General features: G+C 57.9%; 16 protein-coding genes. 8 read left to right on the top strand and 8 right to left on the bottom strand.

Features of this window, described 5'->3' with window-relative positions:
* Both gmhB and AB4N41_RS08955 read left to right on the top strand, forming a co-directional pair.
* Positions 1-540 carry a D-glycero-beta-D-manno-heptose 1,7-bisphosphate 7-phosphatase gene (gene gmhB / locus AB4N41_RS08960; protein WP_164488352.1) on the top strand — a complete coding sequence of 180 codons (540 nt, stop codon included), beginning with the start codon at positions 1-3 and terminating at the stop codon, positions 538-540.
* 84 nt (positions 541-624) lie between these two features.
* On the top strand, positions 625-1,404 hold the full coding sequence (locus tag AB4N41_RS08955; protein ID WP_041476517.1) for a lysophospholipid acyltransferase family protein: 780 nt from the start codon (positions 625-627) through the stop codon (positions 1,402-1,404).
* 170 nt (positions 1,405-1,574) lie between these two features.
* On the opposite strand, the gene AB4N41_RS08950 is transcribed toward AB4N41_RS08955, so the two are convergent.
* On the bottom strand, positions 1,575-3,110 hold the full coding sequence (locus AB4N41_RS08950; RefSeq protein ID WP_252877172.1) for a sensor histidine kinase: 1,536 nt from the start codon (positions 3,108-3,110) through the stop codon (positions 1,575-1,577).
* A 164-nt stretch (positions 3,111-3,274) separates the two neighbouring features.
* Here AB4N41_RS08950 and AB4N41_RS08945 point away from each other — a divergent pair, with 164 nt between their 5' ends.
* On the top strand, positions 3,275-3,994 hold the full coding sequence (locus tag AB4N41_RS08945; RefSeq protein WP_073470814.1) for a response regulator transcription factor: 720 nt from the start codon (positions 3,275-3,277) through the stop codon (positions 3,992-3,994).
* Positions 3,995-4,052: 58 nt separating this feature from the next.
* Here AB4N41_RS08945 and gyrB read toward each other — a convergent pair whose 3' ends face one another.
* Genes gyrB through dnaA form a run of 4 tightly spaced genes read right to left on the bottom strand, consistent with a single transcriptional unit; the run spans position 4,053 to position 10,260 of the window.
* Positions 4,053-6,470 (bottom strand): DNA topoisomerase (ATP-hydrolyzing) subunit B, encoded by a 2,418-nt coding sequence (gene gyrB, locus AB4N41_RS08940; RefSeq protein WP_024014948.1) that lies wholly within the window; start codon positions 6,468-6,470, stop codon positions 4,053-4,055.
* Positions 6,471-6,475: 5 nt separating this feature from the next.
* On the bottom strand, positions 6,476-7,579 hold the full coding sequence (gene recF / locus AB4N41_RS08935) for a DNA replication/repair protein RecF (protein WP_056791117.1): 1,104 nt from the start codon (positions 7,577-7,579) through the stop codon (positions 6,476-6,478).
* 14 nt (positions 7,580-7,593) lie between these two features.
* Positions 7,594-8,697: a DNA polymerase III subunit beta gene (gene dnaN, locus AB4N41_RS08930; protein ID WP_016772390.1), complete on the bottom strand. Its 1,104-nt coding sequence runs from the start codon at positions 8,695-8,697 to the stop codon at positions 7,594-7,596.
* Between the two features lie 39 nt (positions 8,698-8,736).
* Positions 8,737-10,260, bottom strand: coding sequence for a chromosomal replication initiator protein DnaA (gene dnaA, locus AB4N41_RS08925; RefSeq protein WP_024014947.1), 1,524 nt, complete (start codon positions 10,258-10,260; stop codon positions 8,737-8,739).
* 566 nt (positions 10,261-10,826) lie between these two features.
* Here dnaA and rpmH point away from each other — a divergent pair.
* The 5 genes from rpmH (at position 10,827) to mnmE (ending at position 14,748) form a co-directional block, all read left to right on the top strand.
* Positions 10,827-10,961: a 50S ribosomal protein L34 gene (gene rpmH, locus AB4N41_RS08920; RefSeq protein ID WP_003213577.1), complete on the top strand. Its 135-nt coding sequence runs from the start codon at positions 10,827-10,829 to the stop codon at positions 10,959-10,961.
* 16 nt (positions 10,962-10,977) lie between these two features.
* On the top strand, positions 10,978-11,379 hold the full coding sequence (rnpA, locus tag AB4N41_RS08915; protein ID WP_024014946.1) for a ribonuclease P protein component: 402 nt from the start codon (positions 10,978-10,980) through the stop codon (positions 11,377-11,379).
* On the top strand, positions 11,372-11,617 hold the full coding sequence (yidD, locus tag AB4N41_RS08910; RefSeq protein ID WP_027901580.1) for a membrane protein insertion efficiency factor YidD: 246 nt from the start codon (positions 11,372-11,374) through the stop codon (positions 11,615-11,617). Before rnpA ends, yidD begins: the two co-directional genes overlap by 8 nt.
* A gap of 2 nt (positions 11,618-11,619) precedes the next feature.
* The gene (gene yidC, locus AB4N41_RS08905) at positions 11,620-13,299 is read left to right on the top strand and encodes a membrane protein insertase YidC (RefSeq protein WP_041476523.1); all 1,680 of its coding nucleotides are present in this window, start codon (positions 11,620-11,622) and stop codon (positions 13,297-13,299) included.
* A gap of 81 nt (positions 13,300-13,380) precedes the next feature.
* Positions 13,381-14,748 carry a tRNA uridine-5-carboxymethylaminomethyl(34) synthesis GTPase MnmE gene (mnmE, locus tag AB4N41_RS08900; protein WP_252877171.1) on the top strand — a complete coding sequence of 456 codons (1,368 nt, stop codon included), beginning with the start codon at positions 13,381-13,383 and terminating at the stop codon, positions 14,746-14,748.
* Between the two features lie 42 nt (positions 14,749-14,790).
* Here mnmE and AB4N41_RS08895 read toward each other — a convergent pair whose 3' ends face one another.
* The 3 genes from AB4N41_RS08895 to AB4N41_RS08885 all read right to left on the bottom strand — a co-directional run bounded on the left by AB4N41_RS08895 (position 14,791) and on the right by AB4N41_RS08885 (position 18,798).
* A complete protein-coding gene (locus AB4N41_RS08895; protein ID WP_252877170.1) occupies positions 14,791-17,226 on the bottom strand; it encodes a TonB-dependent siderophore receptor in 2,436 nt (811 codons plus the stop codon).
* Between the two features lie 118 nt (positions 17,227-17,344).
* On the bottom strand, positions 17,345-18,292 hold the full coding sequence (locus tag AB4N41_RS08890; RefSeq protein ID WP_252877169.1) for a FecR domain-containing protein: 948 nt from the start codon (positions 18,290-18,292) through the stop codon (positions 17,345-17,347).
* Positions 18,292-18,798 carry a sigma-70 family RNA polymerase sigma factor gene (locus AB4N41_RS08885; protein WP_252877168.1) on the bottom strand — a complete coding sequence of 169 codons (507 nt, stop codon included), beginning with the start codon at positions 18,796-18,798 and terminating at the stop codon, positions 18,292-18,294. The genes AB4N41_RS08890 and AB4N41_RS08885 overlap by 1 nt, the downstream gene beginning before the upstream one ends.
* Between the last annotated feature and the right edge of the window lie 85 nt (positions 18,799-18,883).

Genomic DNA, 18,883 nt, shown 5'->3' with positions numbered 1-18,883 from the left:
TTGCTGTTGAAACTGCTGATTCTCGATCGTGACGGCGTGATCAATTACGACTCCGATGCCTACATCAAGTCAGTGGAGGAGTGGATCCCGCTGCCCGGCTCGATCGAAGCGATCGCGCAGTTGAGCAAGGCCGGCTGGACGGTGGCGGTGGCCACCAACCAGTCGGGCATTGCTCGCGGCTATTACGACCTCGCCACCCTCGAGGCCATGCACGCGCGCCTGCGCGAGCTGGTCGCGGAGCAGGGCGGTGAAGTCGGTTTGATCGTGTATTGCCCGCATGGCCCGGATGAAGGTTGCGATTGCCGCAAACCGAAACCGGGAATGCTCAAAACCATTGCCGAGCATTACACGGTGCCGTTGACCAACGTCTGGTTCGTCGGCGACAGCCTTGGTGACCTGGAGGCCGCCAAAGCCGTCGATTCACAGCCAGTTTTGGTGAAGACCGGGAAAGGCGAAAAGACTCAGGGTAAAACCCTGCCGGTTGGCACCCTGATTTTTGACGATCTGGCGGCGATTGCCGCAGAACTTATCCACAACTAGAGTACTTCTGAATTTCCTGGCCAGGGATTGCTCGGGAGTGCGCTTGAACAGTCGGGGCATTGCCCCGTAACGGTAACCGTCGCCATGTCGATACTGCGGGCCTTCAGAATCTTTGTTTTTTACCTGCTGCTGGGCACAACAGCGTTGCTGTGGTGCAGTCTGAGCTTTTTCATCGCGCCGTTTCTGTCCTTCAAGGCGCGCTATCGTTTCATCAACGTTTACTGGTGCCGTTGCGCCCTGTGGCTGACCAAGGTTTTCCTTGGCATCCGCTACGAAATCAAAGGCGCGGAAAACGTGCCTGACCGGCCCTGCGTGATTCAATCGAACCATCAGAGCACTTGGGAGACCTTCTTTCTCTCCGCTTATTTCTCGCCATTGAGCCAAGTGCTCAAGCGCGAATTGCTCTACGTGCCGTTCTTCGGCTGGGCCATGGCAATGCTGCGCCCGATCGCCATCGACCGCGACAACCCGAAGGCCGCGCTCAAACAAGTCGCGGCTAAAGGCGACGAGCTGCTCAAGGACAACGTCTGGGTGCTGATCTTTCCCGAAGGCACACGAGTCCCCTACGGCACTGTCGGAAAATTCTCTCGCAGTGGCAGCGCATTGGCGGTGAATGCGGCGCTTCCGGTGCTGCCGATTGCACACAATGCCGGCAAATTCTGGCCAAAAATCGGCTGGGGCAAACAGGCCGGAGTGATCACCGTGGTCATCGGCGAACCGATGTATGCCGAAGGCAGCGGGCCGCGCGCCATCGCTGATCTGAATGACCGTGTGCAGGCGTGGAACGAGAAAACCCAGCGTGAAATGGGCTCGCTGCCACCGGCGCCACAGGCACCGGCAGCGAGTGACCAGCTGGCTGTCTGAATTTTGTGGATAACCTGTGTACGCTTTTGCTAAAAAAGACCGCAATTGTTCTCTAACTTATTGATTTTCATAGATATTTATAAATTTATGAATTGAACAAAATCCGTGCATAAGTTTTATTCGGATGTAAAAAAACCGGCCGTTATAGCCGGTTTTTTTGTGCCCCTTTTTCATTCAGCAAGCAGCGGCAACTCGATAAGGAAAGTGGTTCCCGCATCGACCACGCTACGACACTCAATCGTACCGCCATGATGATCAATCACGGCTTTGACCATCGACAAACCCAAGCCCACGCCGTCGATGCCTTGGGCCGAAGAGAAACGCCGATACTGGCTGAACAGGTCAGGCAATTCATCGGCGGCAATGCCCTTGCCCTGATCGGTCAATTCGCAGCGCAGCCACTGTCCATCACAGCTGACCTGCAGTTGCACAGTGCTGTCTGCGGGGCTGTACTTGATCGCGTTTTCCAGCAGGTTGAACAGGGCGCGCGTCAGCAATCCCTGATCGGCCAGAATCAGCCGCTCCTGGCATTGCTCATCGACCTCGTTGAGTAGCTCGATGCGTTTCTGCTGGGCGATCGGCAGGGCCTGATCCAGCACGTCCAGTACCAGCATGGCGAACAATGTCGGGCGGAACTGGTAGGTTTCGGATTCAGCGCGCGCCAACAAGACAAAACCATCAGTCAGATCCAGCGCGCGGCGCACCTGACGCTCAATCTGCTCGAACAGCGGCGCATCAGCACCCGCCTGATGACGATGCACATCCAGCAGGGCGAGGATCGCCGAATGGGGGGCTCGCAGGTCGTGGGAAAGAAAACGCAGCAGGACGCCGCGCTGCTCCTCAGCCGCACGCTCGGCACTCAAGTCCGTCAGGCTGAGCAGCCAACCGATCGGCGTATCGCCGTCGACCGGCAGCAGCGCCGCTCTTTCCAGGCGCAGACTGCGTTCCTTGTGATCGCGAAATTCCAGCAGCGGCAGGGTGGCCAGCGGCGGCCGCGGCGCTGTGGATAATTCCGGATAGCCGAGCCGTGCCAGTTGATCGAGTACGTCATCGCCCACCAGCGGAACCTCGAACAACTCTCGAGCTTTGCGATTACCCAGCAGGATCTTGCCCTGCGGATCACTGATCAGCGTCGCCACCGGCAGGTATTCCAGGCCATCGGCAATGAAGCGCCGGGTGTCGCGGGTGCGGCTCATGGCTTGTTCGAGCGCCATGATCTGGCCCTGCAAACGGTCGGCACCGGTGAAGCGGGTCCGCCGACGTTCAGGGAAGACTTTCGGTTCGCTGTCCAGACGTGCCAGCTCCCAGCCGAAATACGTCAGCACAACACTCAAGCGTCGCCAGTTCCAGATCAGGTAACCGAACAACATCCCCAGGGCTGCTGGCGTTGGCGACCACCAGTAGCGGACTTCGGCCAGCAGGGCGCTGGCGATCAGCGCACAGGCCATACCGGCCAAGGTTACCCAAAGCGCCCAACGCGGCCGCCACAGCAATAATCCCAGCACACCCGCGACCATCGCCACGGACAACAGAGCGCCGGGCGCTGGCGACGGATTGTGCAGATTGATCTGGGCGCGATAAGACAACAAGGCAGTCAGCGGCAACAGCACTAGACTTATCCACAACCACTCGCGCACCAGCCGCCGGAACAGACGCTGGACCTGGCTCGGCTCACGACTTTCACGTCGGCGTTGAGGGTTACGCATGAGGCAAAGGGCAGGGCAGTGGATAGGGTTTCATAGGTCTCGGGTCGGAGGCGTAGACCCGAAGAATCATAGCGGACGTCGACCACCGACGGGCTGCTTCTTTCATCGCGGCCGGGGAGTCGCTATTGTCGACATCCCAGCCCCAGCGACAAGGAACACCGCCGATGCGCGTTGCCATTCTGGACGACGAACCCGCCGAACTGCGCCGGGTCGAGCAAACCCTGGAGCAAATGGCCGAAGCGGGCGAGCAGCCGTGGTCACTGCACAGCTTCGAGCGCGGCGAAGACTTGTTGCGCCAGCTGCGCCGGGAAACCTTCGACCTGTTGATTCTCGATTGGCAACTTCCTGATCTCACGGGTCTGGCACTGCTGCGCTGGACCCGCGAACACATGGACGCGCCACCCGCTGCAATCATGCTCACCAGCCGCGATGGCGAGAGCGATATCGTTCAAGCCTTGAATGCCGGGGCTGACGATTATGTCAGCAAGCCGTTTCGCCCCAATGAGTTGAAGGCGAGGGTGGCAGCGGTATTGCGTCGGCATAGCCAACCGCGCAGCGCGGCGGGCGAAATACAGACGTTTCACGATCTGACTTTCGACGACGCCGAACTGACCGTCACCCGTGAAGGCAAACCGATCCTCATGACCGAACGCGAATACCGCTTGGCGCGCTGCCTGTTCAGCAACCTGGGGCGGCCATTGTCGCGGGATTACTTGTACGAGCGCTTCTGGCCGAACGAGGAGACAACTTCCTCGCGGCCACTGGATACGCATATCTACCGATTGCGCAACAAGCTCGGGCTGACAGCGGATCGGGGTTGGCAGTTGCTGACAATTTATGGGTATGGGTATCGGTTGGAGAGTGTCGGCACTGGGAATGAGTGAGGCAACAAAAAAACCCCGGCATTGGCCGGGGTTTTCCATGAGCGGGTAGCAAACAGGATCAGAAGTCCAGGTTGGAAACCGCCAGTGCGTTGCTCTCGATGAAATCTCGGCGAGGTTCGACCGCATCACCCATCAGGGTGTTGAAGATCTGGTCTGCACCGATGGCGTCTTCGATGGTGACTTTCAGCATGCGCCGCACGCTTGGGTCCATGGTGGTTTCCCACAGCTGATCCGGGTTCATTTCGCCCAGACCTTTGTAGCGCTGGATGGTGTGGCGCTTGGTGCTTTCGGCCATCAGCCAGTCGAGGGCTTCCTTGAACTCGGTAACGGCTTTCTTGCGCTCGCCACGCTGGATGTACGCGCCTTCATCGAGCAGGGTGCTCAGTTGCGCGCCCAGGGTGACCACGGTTTTGTAGTCGTTGCTGCCGAAGAAGTCGCGGTTGAAGGTGACGTAGTTCGACAGACCGTGGGAGATCAGTTCGACCTCTGGCAGCCAGACGCCACGTTCGCGATCCTCACGCAGGCTGGCCTTGTAGACCAGACCCGACTTCTCGTTGGTACGCAGACGGACTTCATACTGCGCCAGCCACTCTTGCATCGCCGCGTGGTCGCCCAGGGTTTCCAGACTGACGGCCGGCAGATAGATGAAGTGCTCGGTCAGCTCCTGAGGGTACAGACGCGACAGACGCTTGAGGGTCTTCATCACCATGCGGAAGTCGTTCACCAGACGTTCCAGCGCTTCGCCGGAAATGCCCGGGGCTTCTTCGTTCAGGTGCAGGCTTGCATCTTCCAGGGCCGACTGCGTCATGTACTCTTCCATGGCGTCGTCGTCTTTGATGTATTGCTCTTGCTTGCCTTTTTTGACTTTGTACAGCGGTGGCTGGGCGATGTAGATGTAGCCACGCTCGATCAGCTCGGGCAACTGACGGAAGAAGAAGGTCAGCAGCAGGGTACGGATGTGCGAACCGTCGACGTCAGCATCGGTCATGATGATGATGTTGTGATAGCGCAGCTTGTCGATGTTGTACTCTTCGCGACCGATGCCACAGCCCAGCGCGGTGATCAGCGTGCCCACTTCCTGGGACGAGATCATCTTGTCGAAACGGGCTTTCTCGACGTTGAGGATCTTGCCCTTCAACGGCAGGATCGCCTGGGTCTTGCGGTTACGTCCCTGCTTCGCAGAACCGCCCGCGGAGTCACCCTCCACCAGGTACAGTTCGGACAGCGCCGGGTCTTTTTCCTGGCAGTCGGCGAGCTTGCCCGGCAGACCGGCGATGTCCAGCGCGCCTTTGCGGCGGGTCATCTCACGGGCCTTGCGCGCGGCTTCACGGGCACGGGCGGCGTCGATCATCTTGCCGACCACCAGTTTGGCTTCGTTCGGGTTTTCCAGGAGGAAGTCGGAGAAGTATTTGCCCATCTCCTGTTCCACCGCAGTCTTCACCTCGGAAGACACCAGCTTGTCTTTGGTCTGCGAGCTGAACTTCGGATCAGGCACCTTCACCGAGATGATTGCGGTCAGGCCTTCACGGGCATCGTCACCGGTGGTGGCGACTTTGTGCTTCTTCGCCAGACCTTCCTGCTCGATGTAGTTGTTCAGGTTACGCGTCAGCGCCGAGCGGAAGCCCACCAAGTGGGTGCCGCCGTCGCGCTGCGGAATGTTGTTGGTGAAGCACAACAGGTTCTCGTTGAAGCTGTCGTTCCACTGCAGCGCGATTTCCACGCCGATGCCGTCTTCACGCTGGATGTTGAAGTGGAACACCTGATTGACCGCAGTCTTGTTGGTGTTCAGGTATTCAACGAACGCACGCAGGCCGCCTTCGTACTTGAACAGCTCTTCCTTGCCGCTGCGCTCGTCCTTGAGGACGATGCCGACACCGGAGTTGAGGAAGGACAGTTCACGAATGCGCTTGGCGAGGATGTCCCAGCTGAAGTGAATGTTCTTGAAGGTTTCGCTGGAAGCCTTGAAGTGGATCTGGGTACCGGTGGTTTCGCTGTCGCCAACGATGGCCATCGGTGCCTGAGGAACGCCGTGGACGTAGGTCTGTTCCCAGATCTTGCCACTGCGGCGAACGGTAAGGACCAGTTCTTCGGACAGCGCGTTCACCACCGACACACCTACGCCATGCAGACCGCCGGATACTTTGTAGGAGTTGTCGTCGAACTTACCGCCAGCGTGGAGGACGGTCATGATGACCTCTGCGGCGGAAACGCCTTCCTCTTTATGCACGTCTACCGGGATGCCACGACCGTTGTCTTTAACGGTGATGGATTCGTCCGGGTGAATGATGATGCTGATGTCGTCGCAATGGCCGGCGAGGGCTTCGTCGATCGAGTTGTCGACCACCTCGAACACCATGTGGTGCAGACCGCTGCCATCGTCGGTGTCACCAATGTACATACCGGGACGTTTGCGTACGGCATCCAGGCCTTTCAGCACTTTAATGCTCGTTGAGTCGTACGTATTTTCTTCGCTCAATGCCTTCACTCCCGATGGTCGTGGGTCTGGGTGATACGGCCCTGTTCCACGTGGAACAAAGCGACTGGCGTTTCCGTCTGCCAGCCTTCCCTCAGTAATTCGTGATCTACACAGGTGATAAACACCTGGCAGCGTAAGTCTTCCAGCAAGCGGCACAGCGCGCGGCGGTGGCTCTCGTCCAGCTCGGACGGCAAATCATCCACCAGATAAATACACTGTCCGCGACGGGCCTGGCTGACCAGGTGCCCTTGGGCAATCCGCAGTGCACACACCACCAACTTCTGCTGACCCCGGGACAAAATGTCCGCGGCATTGTGTGCGCCCAATCTGAGACGCAAATCAGCTCGTTGCGGTCCGGCCTGAGTGTGCCCCATCTGCTGGTCCCGTTGTACGGAAGCGGCGAGTACGGCGCTCAATTCGCGGTCCTTGTCCCAGCCTCGGTAATAGCTGAGCGTCAAACCCTCGAGCTCAACCAGTTCGCTCAAGGTCTGTTCGAAGACCGGTTTCAAGGCTGTGATGTAAGCGCGGCGGTATTCATCGATTTCAGCGCTGGCCTGGCACAGTTCCCTGTCCCAAACCGCTTGCGAAACGGCGTCAAGTGTACCATGCCGCAGCCAGGAGTTTCTCTGGCGCAGCGCCTTCTGCAAACGCTGCCAAGTGGCCATGAAACGCGGTTCGACGTGGAACACGCCCCAGTCGAGAAACTGCCGGCGAATCTTCGGTGCGCCTTCCAGCAGACGGAAGCTGTCCGGGTTGATCAACTGCAGCGGCAGGATCTCCGCCAGCTGCGCAGCGCTACGGGCGTTCTGGCCGTCGATGCGAATCTGGAACTCGCCCTGACGGTCGCGGGAAATCCCCAGCGCACTGTGTCCGCCTTCAGCCAGTTCAACCTGACCGAATACGGTACAGGCGAGCTGTTCGTACTGAATGACAGGCAACAGCCGCGTACTGCGAAACGAACGGGCAAGCCCCAGCAGATGAATGGCTTCCAGAACACTGGTTTTGCCGCTGCCGTTGGCGCCGTAAAGAATGTTGATGCGGGGGGAGGGGGAGAAGGTCACCGGGTGCAGATTGCGCACCGCGGTGACCGAAACACGACTTAACGACATTCAGGATCAGCTGATTACAGACGCATCGGCATGACAACGTAAGCCGAATCGTCATTGTCGGACTCTTGCACCAGCGCACTGCTGTTGGAGTCGGACAGGATCAGGCGAACCTGCTCGGTGGTCATCACGCCCAGCACGTCGAGCAGGTAGCTGACGTTGAAGCCGATCTCCAGCGAGCCGCCGTTGTATTCAACGCCCACTTCTTCTTCCGCTTCTTCCTGCTCCGGGTTGTTGGCCTGGATCTTCAACTGACCGCTGGCCAGTTGCAGACGGATACCGCGGTACTTCTCGTTGGACAGAATCGCGGTACGGCTGAACGCTTCACGCAACGCCTGACGATCGCCGAGTACCAGCTTGTCACCACCTTTCGGCAGGACGCGCTCGTAATCCGGGAATTTACCGTCGACCAGTTTCGAGGTGAAAGTGAACTCGCCAGTGGTGGCGCGGATGTGGTGCTGGCCGAGGACGATGCTGACATTGCCATCCGGCTCGGTGAGCAGACGCGCCAGCTCGAGGATACCTTTGCGCGGCACGATCACCTGATGGCGATCCGGCTGACCGATATCGGCCTGCATCGAGCACATCGCCAGACGGTGTCCGTCGGTGGCCACGGCGCGGATCACACCAGCGGAAACTTCCAGCAGCATGCCGTTGAGGTAGTAACGCACGTCCTGCTGGGCCATGGCGAAGCTGGTGCGTTCGATCAGACGACGCAGTTTGCTTTGCTCCAGGCTGCAGGTCAGCGAGCCCGGGCCTTCTTCGACGGTCGGGAAATCGTTGGCCGGCAGGGTCGACAGGGTGAAGCGGCTACGGCCGGCCTTTACCACCAGCTTCTGCTCGTCGACCTTGATGTCGATCAGCGCATCGTTGGGCAGGCTTTTGCAGATATCCATCAGCTTGCGCGCCGGCACGGTGATGGAACCGGTTTCGGCCGGCTCTTCGAGTTGCACACGACCGACCAGCTCGACTTCCAGGTCGGTACCGGTCAGCGACAGTTGCTGGCCTTCGACGACCAACAGCACGTTGGACAGTACCGGCAAGGTCTGTCGGCGCTCGACGACGCCTGCGACCAGTTGCAGGGGTTTCAACAGGGCTTCGCGTTGAATGGTGAAATGCATGGTCTAGTCCCTTGCCTTAATAAGCTGCGCTGGTGTTCATCAAGTGGTCAGTGTACGCAGCAGGTTCTTGTAGTCCTCGCGGATGTCCGCGTCGGATTCCTTAAGTTCGTTGATCTTGCGGCAGGCGTGCAGCACGGTGGTGTGGTCGCGGCCGCCAAACACATCGCCGATTTCCGGCAGGCTGTGGTTGGTCAGTTCCTTGGACAACGCCATGGCCACCTGACGCGGACGAGCCACCGAGCGCGAACGGCGCTTGGACAGCAGGTCGGAAATCTTGATCTTGTAATACTCGGCGACGGTGCGCTGAATGTTATCCACAGAAACAAGTTTGTCCTGCAACGCCAGCAAGTCTTTGAGGGATTCGCGGATCAGCTCGATGGTGATGTCGCGGCCCATGAAGTGCGAGTGGGCGATTACGCGTTTCAGCGCACCTTCCAGCTCACGGACGTTGGAGCGAATGCGCTGGGCAATGAAGAATGCGGCATCGTGAGGCAACTCGACTTTGGCCTGATCGGCCTTCTTCATCAGGATCGCCACGCGGGTTTCCAGCTCAGGAGGCTCGACCGCAACGGTCAGGCCCCAGCCGAAGCGGGATTTGAGGCGTTCTTCAAGGCCTTCGATTTCTTTCGGGTAGCGGTCACTGGTGAGAATGACCTGCTGACCACCCTCAAGCAGCGCGTTGAAGGTGTGGAAAAACTCTTCCTGGGAACGCTCCTTGCGGGCGAAGAACTGAATATCGTCGATCAGCAAGGCATCCACCGAACGGTAGAAACGCTTGAATTCGTTGATGGCGTTCAGTTGCAACGCCTTGACCATGTCGGCCACGAAGCGCTCGGAATGCAGGTACACGACCTTGGCATTCGGATTCTTCTTTAATAGATGGTTGCCCACCGCGTGCATCAAGTGGGTTTTACCCAGGCCGACACCACCATAAAGGAACAGCGGGTTGTAACCGTGCTTGGGATTGTCCGCCACCTGCCAGGCCGCCGCACGGGCGAGCTGGTTGGATTTACCTTCAACGAAGTTTTCGAAGGTGAACGTGCGATTCAGGTAACTGGTGTGCTTGAGCGCACCTTCTACCTGCACGGTGCGCTGCTCCGCGCGAACCGGGGCCTGCTGCGAAGCGGCGCCGGCCATCGGGTCGAAGCTGTCGCGGGAAGGTTCTTCGCTGACTTCAGCGGCCTTCTGTGTGGAACGTTTGGCCGGAGCAGGGGCTGGCGTCGGTGCCGGATTGCTCGCTGGCACATTATTGGCCTGCGCCTGAGCAACTTGCGCGGCCGCCAGCGGCGCATTGGGTGCGGCACGAGGTGCCGAGCTGCGCTTGCTGCCTATTAACAAGGACAGCGCCGGTGTCGAGCCATTGCCGTGCTCATCCAGCAATTCAAGGACGCGGCCCAGGTACTTTTCGTTGACCCAGTCCAGCACGAATCGATTCGGTGCGTAGACGCGCAACTCGTCGCCTTCGGCTTCGACCTGTAGTGGACGGATCCAGGTGTTGAATTGTTGGGCAGGCAGCTCTTCGCGCAAAAGCTCCACGCACTGCTGCCAAAGTTCCACTGACACGGATATCCCCTAAGTTGAAAGCCGGTGAGGCAAAAACAAGCGGCCATTGTAGCGGCGAGCGGTTCACTTATCCACATGCAGGTAGGTCCATCTCCATCATTTATCAATGCGTTAAAGCATTAAAAGGCGACCAACGGCACATGAATAAGCCCTGTGGATAAACACCTCTGAGGGCACTGGACAACTGGGGGCTAAACCCGGTGGATAACCAGCCTGTGGATAACAAGCCCTTTCACACACAGCTTTTCCGATAGCGCAGCACAGGCTGAACACGGTTTTCCACTGTAGTTGTCATTCTCTGTACACCCCGAAGAATAAGGCCCCATGGCAGTTATCCACAGAAGATGGCGTGTCTAGCTTTTACAAGCTTTACAGAAAAGCTTTAAATAATTCCCTTCTTTATTTCTATATCTGGCTGACAGGCTTTCGAGCTCAAACCCTGCCCTGATCTATTTATAAGGAAACGCTGGTTGGAAATTGACCTGAAGGCTTGCTTTCTCTAGAATCCCCGGTCTCTTAAAACGGGGGCCATTCCGGCCCGTTGTGGACGAACCAGGTAACACGACATGAAACGTACTTTCCAACCAAGCACTATCAAACGCGCTCGTACCCACGGTTTCCGTGCTCGCATGGCTACCAAGAACGGCCGCGCAGTCCTGTCGCGTCGTCGCGCCAAAGGTCGTGCGCGTCTGGCAGTTTGATAATCCGGTACTGGAGGTGAGTCAGGACTTCAGTCGGGAAAAGCGTCTGCTTACCCCCCGGCATTTCAAGGCAGTCTTTGACTCCCCTACCGGCAAGGTTCCGGGGAAAAATCTCCTGCTCCTTGCGCGCAACAACGATCTTGATCACCCCCGTCTCGGGCTGGTTATCGGGAAAAAGAGCGTAAAGCTCTCCGTTGAGCGCAATCGCCTCAAACGTCTGATGCGCGAATCGTTCCGTCTGCACCAGGATTCACTGGTCGGCTGGGACATCGTTATCGTCGCGCGCAAAGGTTTGGGTGATGTAGAAAACCCCGAATTGATTCAGCATTTCGGCAAACTCTGGAAGCGTCTGGCACGCAACAAGCCCGTTCCGGCAGTCAAAACCGAAACTGTAGGGGTAGACAGTACCGATGCGTAAACTGGCCCTCGTTCCGATCCAGTTTTATCGCTATGCCATTAGTCCTTTAATGGCCAGCCACTGTCGCTTCTACCCCAGTTGTTCCTGCTACGCGTATGAAGCCATTGAAAATCATGGCCTTCTGCGCGGTGGCTGGCTGACCTTTCGTCGTTTAGGTCGCTGTCATCCGTGGAATCCCGGTGGTTATGACCCGGTTCCACCTGTCCCTACCTCCCGTTCTTCTTCGATGGCCGAGTAATCATGGATATCAAACGCACGATCCTGATCGTCGCCCTGGCAATCGTGTCCTACGTCATGGTTCTTAAATGGAACCAGGATTATGGCCAGGCTGCCCTGCCGACTCAGAATGTTGCTTCCAGTACGACTACATCCGGTTTGCCGGACACCGCCACTGGCACAAATGCTGCCAGTGACGATATTCCGCGCGCCGCCAGCGATACCAGCGCACCTGCCGAAACGCCGGTCGCCGCCAGCAAGGATCTGATTCAGGTCAAGACCGATGTGCTCGATCTGGCGATCGATCCACAGGGTGGCGACGTTGCGCAACTGACTCTGCCTTTGTATCCACGTCGTCAGGATCGTCCTGACGTTCCGTTCCAGCTGTTCGATAACGGCGGCGAACGTGTATATCTGGCGCAAAGCGGTCTGATCGGTACCAACGGCCCGGATGCAAACCCGGCCGGTCGTCCGGTTTATTCCTCGGAGAAGAAGGTTTACCAACTGGCTGACGGTCAGGATCAACTCGTCGTTGACCTGAAATTCAGCAAGGACGGCGTCAACTACATCAAGCGTTTCACCATGAAACGTGGGCTGTACGACGTCGCTGTCTCCTACATTGTGGATAACCAGAGCGCTCAGCCCTGGAACGGCGCAATGTTTGCCCAGTTGAAGCGCGACGCCAGCGCTGATCCTTCGTCGACCACTGCTACTGGCACCGCGACTTACCTGGGCGCCGCCCTGTGGACAAGTTCCGAGCCGTACAAGAAAGTGTCGATGAAGGACATGGACAAGGCGCAGCTCAAGGAAACGGTCACCGGTGGTTGGGTAGCCTGGTTGCAGCACTACTTCGTGACCGCGTGGATTCCGGCCAAGGGCGAAAACAACATCGTCCAGACCCGTAAAGACAGCAAAGGCAACTACATCATTGGTTACACCGGTCCGACTCTGACCGCTGCTCCGGGTGCGAAAGTTGAAACCAGTGCTGTGCTGTACGCCGGTCCGAAGAGTCAGGCTGTACTGAAAGAGTTGTCCCCAGGTCTGGAACTGACCGTCGACTACGGCATTCTGTGGTTCATTGCCCAGCCGATCTTCTGGCTGCTGCAACATATCCACGCCATTGTCGGTAACTGGGGATGGTCGATCATCTTCCTGACCATGCTGATCAAAGGGATTTTCTTCCCGCTGTCGGCCGCCAGCTACAAATCGATGGCGCGCATGCGTGCCGTGGCTCCGAAACTGGCTGCGCTGAAAGAGCAACATGGCGATGACCGGCAGAAAATGTCGCAGGCCATGATGGAGCTGTACAAGAAAGAGAAGATCAATCCACTGGGCGGCTGCTTGCCGATCCTCGTGCAGATGCCGGTCTTCCTGTCGCTGTACTGGGTTCTGCTGGAAAGCGTGGAAATGCGCCAGGCGCCGTTCATGCTGTGGATCACTGACCTGTCGATCAAGGATCCGTTCTTCATTCTGCCGATCATCATGGGCGCAACCATGTTCATCCAGCAGCAGCTGAACCCGACGCCTCCGGATCCGATGCAGGCGAAGGTCATGAAAATGATGCCAATCATCTTCACCTTCTTCTTCCTGTGGTTCCCGGCGGGCCTGGTGCTGTACTGGGTTGTGAACAACTGCCTGTCGATTGCACAACAGTGGTACATCACGCGTAAGATCGAAGCGGCGACGAAAAAAGCCGAGGCGTAACTTGCACTGTGGATAACACCACTCAAAGCGCCCCCTAGTGGGGCGTTTTGCTATCTGCCACTTTTGTCTGGATGCCGCTTTATGAGCACACCCCGTGAAACCATCGCCGCTGTCGCCACCGCTCAAGGGCGCGGCGGTGTGGGCATCGTCCGTATTTCCGGGCCGTTGGCCAGCGTTGCGGCAATAGCCATCAGCGGCCGAGAACTGAAACCACGTTACGCCCATTACGGGCCGTTTTTCAGTGACGACCAGCAGGTGCTGGACGAAGGTCTGGCTTTGTATTTTCCGGGTCCGAACTCGTTTACCGGCGAAGACGTCTTGGAATTGCAGGGCCATGGCGGCCCGATCGTTCTGGACATGTTGCTCAAGCGTTGTCTGGAACTGGGCTGCCGTCTGGCCCGTCCAGGTGAATTCAGCGAGCGCGCCTTCCTTAATGACAAACTCGATCTGGCCCAGGCCGAGGCAATCGCCGATTTGATCGAAGCCAGTTCTGCACAGGCTGCGCGCAATGCATTGCGTTCATTACAAGGTGCGTTTTCCCAGCGTGTGCATAACTTGACCGAGCAACTGATCGGTCTGCGTATCTACGTCGAAGCCGCCATCGACTTCCCGGAAGAGGAAATCGACTTTCTCGCCGACGGTCATGTATTGGGCATGCTCGATAAGGTACGCGATGAGTTATCCACAGTGCTGCGTGAAGCGGGGCAGGGCGCATTGTTGCGTGATGGTATGACAGTCGTCATCGCTGGGCGGCCGAATGCCGGAAAATCCAGCCTGTTGAATGCATTGGCCGGTCGCGAAGCCGCCATCGTCACCGAGATTGCCGGTACTACGCGGGATATCCTGCGCGAACATATCCACATCGACGGGATGCCGTTGCATGTGGTCGATACTGCAGGACTGCGTGACACCGATGATCATGTGGAAAAGATCGGTGTGGAACGGGCGTTGAAAGCCATTGGTGAAGCGGATCGGGTTTTGCTGGTGGTCGATGCGACCGCACCAGAAGCACTGGATCCTTTTGCTTTGTGGCCAGAATTCCTCGAATCACGACCGGACCCTGCGAAAGTCACCCTGATCCGTAACAAGTCCGATCTGACCGGTGAAGCGATTGCTCTGGAAACCAGTGACGACGGCCACGTGACCATCAGTCTCAGCGCCAAGTCCGCTGAAGGCCTCGACCTGCTGCGTGATCATCTAAAGGCGTGCATGGGTTACGAGCAGACCTCGGAGAGCAGCTTCAGCGCACGTCGCCGGCATCTGGAGGCACTGCGCCACGCCAGCGCGGCATTGGAACATGGCCGCGCGCAACTGACCCTGGCGGGCGCTGGGGAGTTGCTCGCTGAGGATTTGCGCCAGGCTCAACATTCCCTGGGTGAAATTACCGGGGCGTTCAGCTCTGATGATTTGCTCGGAAGGATTTTCTCCAGCTTCTGCATCGGCAAATAAAGAAAGGGGCTGTGGATAATTCATCCACAGCCCCTTTTTTGTTCACCAGTTATAGGACACCGTACCGAGCAAAGTACGATCCTCGCCCCAGTAACAGCGACCTGCGTCGTTGCATCCCGAAACGTATTCCTTATCGAACAGGTTCTTCGCGTTCAAATCGACACTCCAGTGTGTATCGATCTGATATCCAACAGCCGCGTCGACCAATGTCACGTCGCCGGCATCCAGTTTTCCGTAGAGAGAAGGCGAAGTGTAGGCAAACGCACTGTCGAAATAACGCACGCCACCGGCCACATACAAGCCTTTCAAATCACCGTCGAGGAAGCGATATTTCGCCCAGGCCGACGCTTGATTACGCGGCACGCCGGTCATTTGGTGGCCCTTGACCAGCGACGTCGCCGAATCCTTGGTAATTTTTGCGTCGGTGTAGGTATAAGCCGCCGTGACATTGAGGTTCTGCGTCAAATTACTGTTGAGTTCCAGCTCCACCCCTTTGGCGCGGCTTTCGCCCACCTGGCGATAGGTTGACGTCGTTGCGTCGAAATAGGTGTCGTCCTTCTTGCGCAGGTCATACACCGAAGCGGTGAAAGCGGTGTCCCAGCCCATCGGTTCGTACTTCAAACCCACTTCGTACTGGCTGCTGGTGATCGGATCAAGCGGTGCGCCGGCATTGGAAATCTGCTGCACCGGCACGAACGCTGTTGAATAGCTGACATACGGCGTCATGCCGTTGTCGAACTCATACATCACGCCGCCCTGATAGGTGAACTTCTTGTCCTCGGAGCTGATGTTGCTGCCTCGCGCCACCTTGTCGCGGAAGTCACTGTCGACCCAGTCCTGGCGCCCGCCCAGCAGGAACAGCCAGTGGTCGTACTTGCTCTGAATCTGTGCATAAACACCCTTCATCTGCTGCTCGAGCAAAGTGTTCTGCACGGCAATTGGCGTGGTCGGATCGCGCAGGTAAACCGGGTTATACACATCGATCGGCCCGACAACGCCGGCATTCCAGTCCTGGTTGAACGAGGTGCGATCGTAGCTGACGCCAAACAGCACGGTGTTTTCCAGCTCGCCCGCCTCGAACTTGCCTTCGAGCTGGTTATCCAGCGAATACACCATGGATTTGTTGAAGCGATCGTAAGCGGTCACGTTCAACCGCGTGCCGAAACCGGCGTTGTTCAGATTGCCCGGCCAGGTTTCGTGGCGGGTGATGCGCGACTGCATGTAGCGCGAGTTCTGGCGGAACTGCCAGTCGTCGTTGAACGAGTGGCTGAACTCGTAACCGCTGCTCCAGGTTTCCCGTTCGAAGGTATTCCAGTCCGGGTCGCCGAGCATTGTGTCTTTGGATAATTGGCCGTTGGGATTACTCAGCAACGTGCCGGCGGCCGGCAGGCCAAGCTCCATGTTGGTGTGGTCTTTCTGGTAGTTGGCCAGCAGCGTCAGCGTATTGAAATCGTCGAAGTTCAGGGTCAGCGAAGGGGCGATATAAATCCGGTCGTCAGGAACGTGCTCGGTCTGGGTATCGGATTTGCGCCCCTGCATCACCACGCGTCCGAGAACGTTGCCGTTGTCATTGAGCGGGCCGGAGACATCTACGCCGATTTGCCGGCGATTGTTCGAGCCATAGCCCAGTTGCACTTCGCCCTGAGGCGCGGCGGTCGGGCGTTTGCTGACCAGATTGACCAGACCGCCTGGCGCATTTTCGCCATACAGCAGCGAAGACGGGCCACGGAACACCTCGACCCGTTCAAGTCCGTACGGCTCGGTGCTGGTGTCATAGCGATTGCCCTGCACGCGCAGTCCATCGCGCAGCAGACCGTAGCCGTAATCGGTGGCGTTGAAACCACGGATATAAAACAGGTCTCCAGCCAGGCTGTCACCGGCGGCGAACGGTGGGGCGAAGATTCCCGGCACGTAGCCGAGGACGTCGGTGAGTGTCTGGGATTTCTGATCCTTGATCCGCTGACCGGTCACCACTGACACCGAACGCGGTGTTTGCGACAGCGGCGTACTGGTTTTCGTACCGATCCGGCTGTTTTGTGCCTTGTAGCCGACGTCGGCGGCGTAATCCAGATGCATTGGATTGCCCAACTGCGCATTGATGTTGGTCGGCGCCAGTTCCAGGGCGTCACCGTTAGGCACGTTCTTCAGAATGTAACTGCCAGGAGCTTGTGGCACTGCCTGTAAACCCGAGCCTTGCAGCAATCGGGCAAAACCCTGGTCGACGCTGAAATCGCCGTTCAACCCGGCACTGCGCAAGCGGCTGGTCTGCTGCGGCGAGAACGACAGAATCACATTGGCGGCAGAGGCGAACTGGCTCAAGGCACTATCCAGCGGGCCGGCGGCAATGGCGTAACGCTGGGATACCGACGCCGCGAAGGCGCTGTTGCTGATCACCAGACAAGACGCAGCGCTGGCCATCAATAAGCTGCATGCAATGCAATGTGGAGAAAAGCGCTGACGGAACGTGGGAAGACGCATGTGTGGATTAGCCCTGAAGGTGGCGAAGAGCCGCGTTTATCGCGATTACCTGTAGGGCCGGGTCAGGGCGAAAAAAGATAACCCTGCTTGAAATTATTTTTCCCCAGGCATTTTTTGATCAAGCGCTATGGCTGATCGAGACCCAGTAACGGCTGAAATAACGCACGTTGATTGGCAACGAGGCCTGAAGGTTGGCCAGCACTGCGTCGGTCGAATCGAGCCGGAAAGTCCCGGAGACCCGCAGATCCCGGGCGCGGCGATCACAATGCAATACACCACTGCGATAGCGTCCCAACTCCGCGATTACGTCGCCCAGGCGCGCGTCGAGAACGATCAACTGGCCGTTGATCCAGCCGACGTCTGATGGTTGGAAGGGATGACTGAGGCCGATATGTCGACTATCGAAATCCGCGCCTTCGCCTGCGTTGAGGATGAGCGCAGCAGTGGATGACTGCGCAGGTTGAACGCTGACTCGATCCTCCAGCACGCCGACCCGGGTTGAGTCCGGCATCTGATGCACGGAGAAGCGGGTGCCCAACGCTTGAATCCGCCCGTCGCGGGTTTGCACATAAAACGGCCGCTGATCGCCAAGCTTGCCGGTTTGGACGAGGATTTCACCGGCACGCAGTTGGATCAGGCGTTGCGCTGCGTCGAAAGAAACATCGATGGCCGAGTCGGTGTTGAGCTGGATCTGGCTGCCATCGGCCAGGCTGATAGTGCGACGCTGGCCCACACCGGTTTTATAGTCGGCCCAGACGTTGCCCAGGGATGTGTGTCGTTGAACGTTCCAGCCAACGAAACCTGTTCCCGCTGCAAGCAACAGCAGTTTGAGTGCCTGGCGTCTTTGTTGGCCGCTATTGAGCGCACGTCGTTTCAGATCCTGCGGCAGCGTACCGAGGTGGCGCTGCAATTGTTCCATCTGGTTCCACGCCGCCAGATGCGCTGGATCGCTGTCTATCCACAGCTGCCAGGCCTTTTGTTCGGCAAGGCTCGGTGGCTGGGATTGAAACTGCACGTACCAGCTGGCGGCAGTTTCCAGTACCTGACGGTTTGCAGCGGCGGCCATCATGGCTGCGCCATGACCAGGGCGCACTCAGTCAGGGCGCGGATCATGTGTTTTTTTACTGTGGTCAGCGAGACTCTCAATTGCACGGCGATCTGTTGATAAGTCAGTCCGTCGACTTGCGAAAGCATGAAGATCTGCCGTGTTCGCGGACCCAGTCCGGTCAATGCTTTATCCACAGCGATCAGGGTTTCAATGATCAGCGCTCTGTCTTCTTCGCTGATGACTGACGCTTCCGGCCGAGCTGCGAGGGCCTGCAGATAAGCGCTTTCAATCGCCCTGCGTCTATAACGATCGATGACCAGGCCGCGCGCAATGGTCGTCAGGTAATCCCTCGGCTCACGAATATGAGCTGCATTGCGCGCCGCCAGAACTCGCAAAAACGTGTCATGCGCCACATCGGCTGCATCGCAGGCGTTGTGCAGTTTGCCCTTGAGCCAACCATACAGCCACGAATGATGTTGCTCGTAGATTTGCTCGATCGCAGCGGTGTGGGCGGGTAGGGGCATGGGAGAAACTGATGTTTTAATGATAATGGCTATTATTAGCTTCTGTTACGTCCTCTCACAATAGCCTTTTCATTTCCTGCCCTTG

Source organism: Pseudomonas sp. S2_A10, assembly GCF_054668465.1.
The sequence above is the reverse complement of the archived record's forward strand: the minus strand, read 5'-3'. Positions and strand labels throughout refer to the sequence as shown.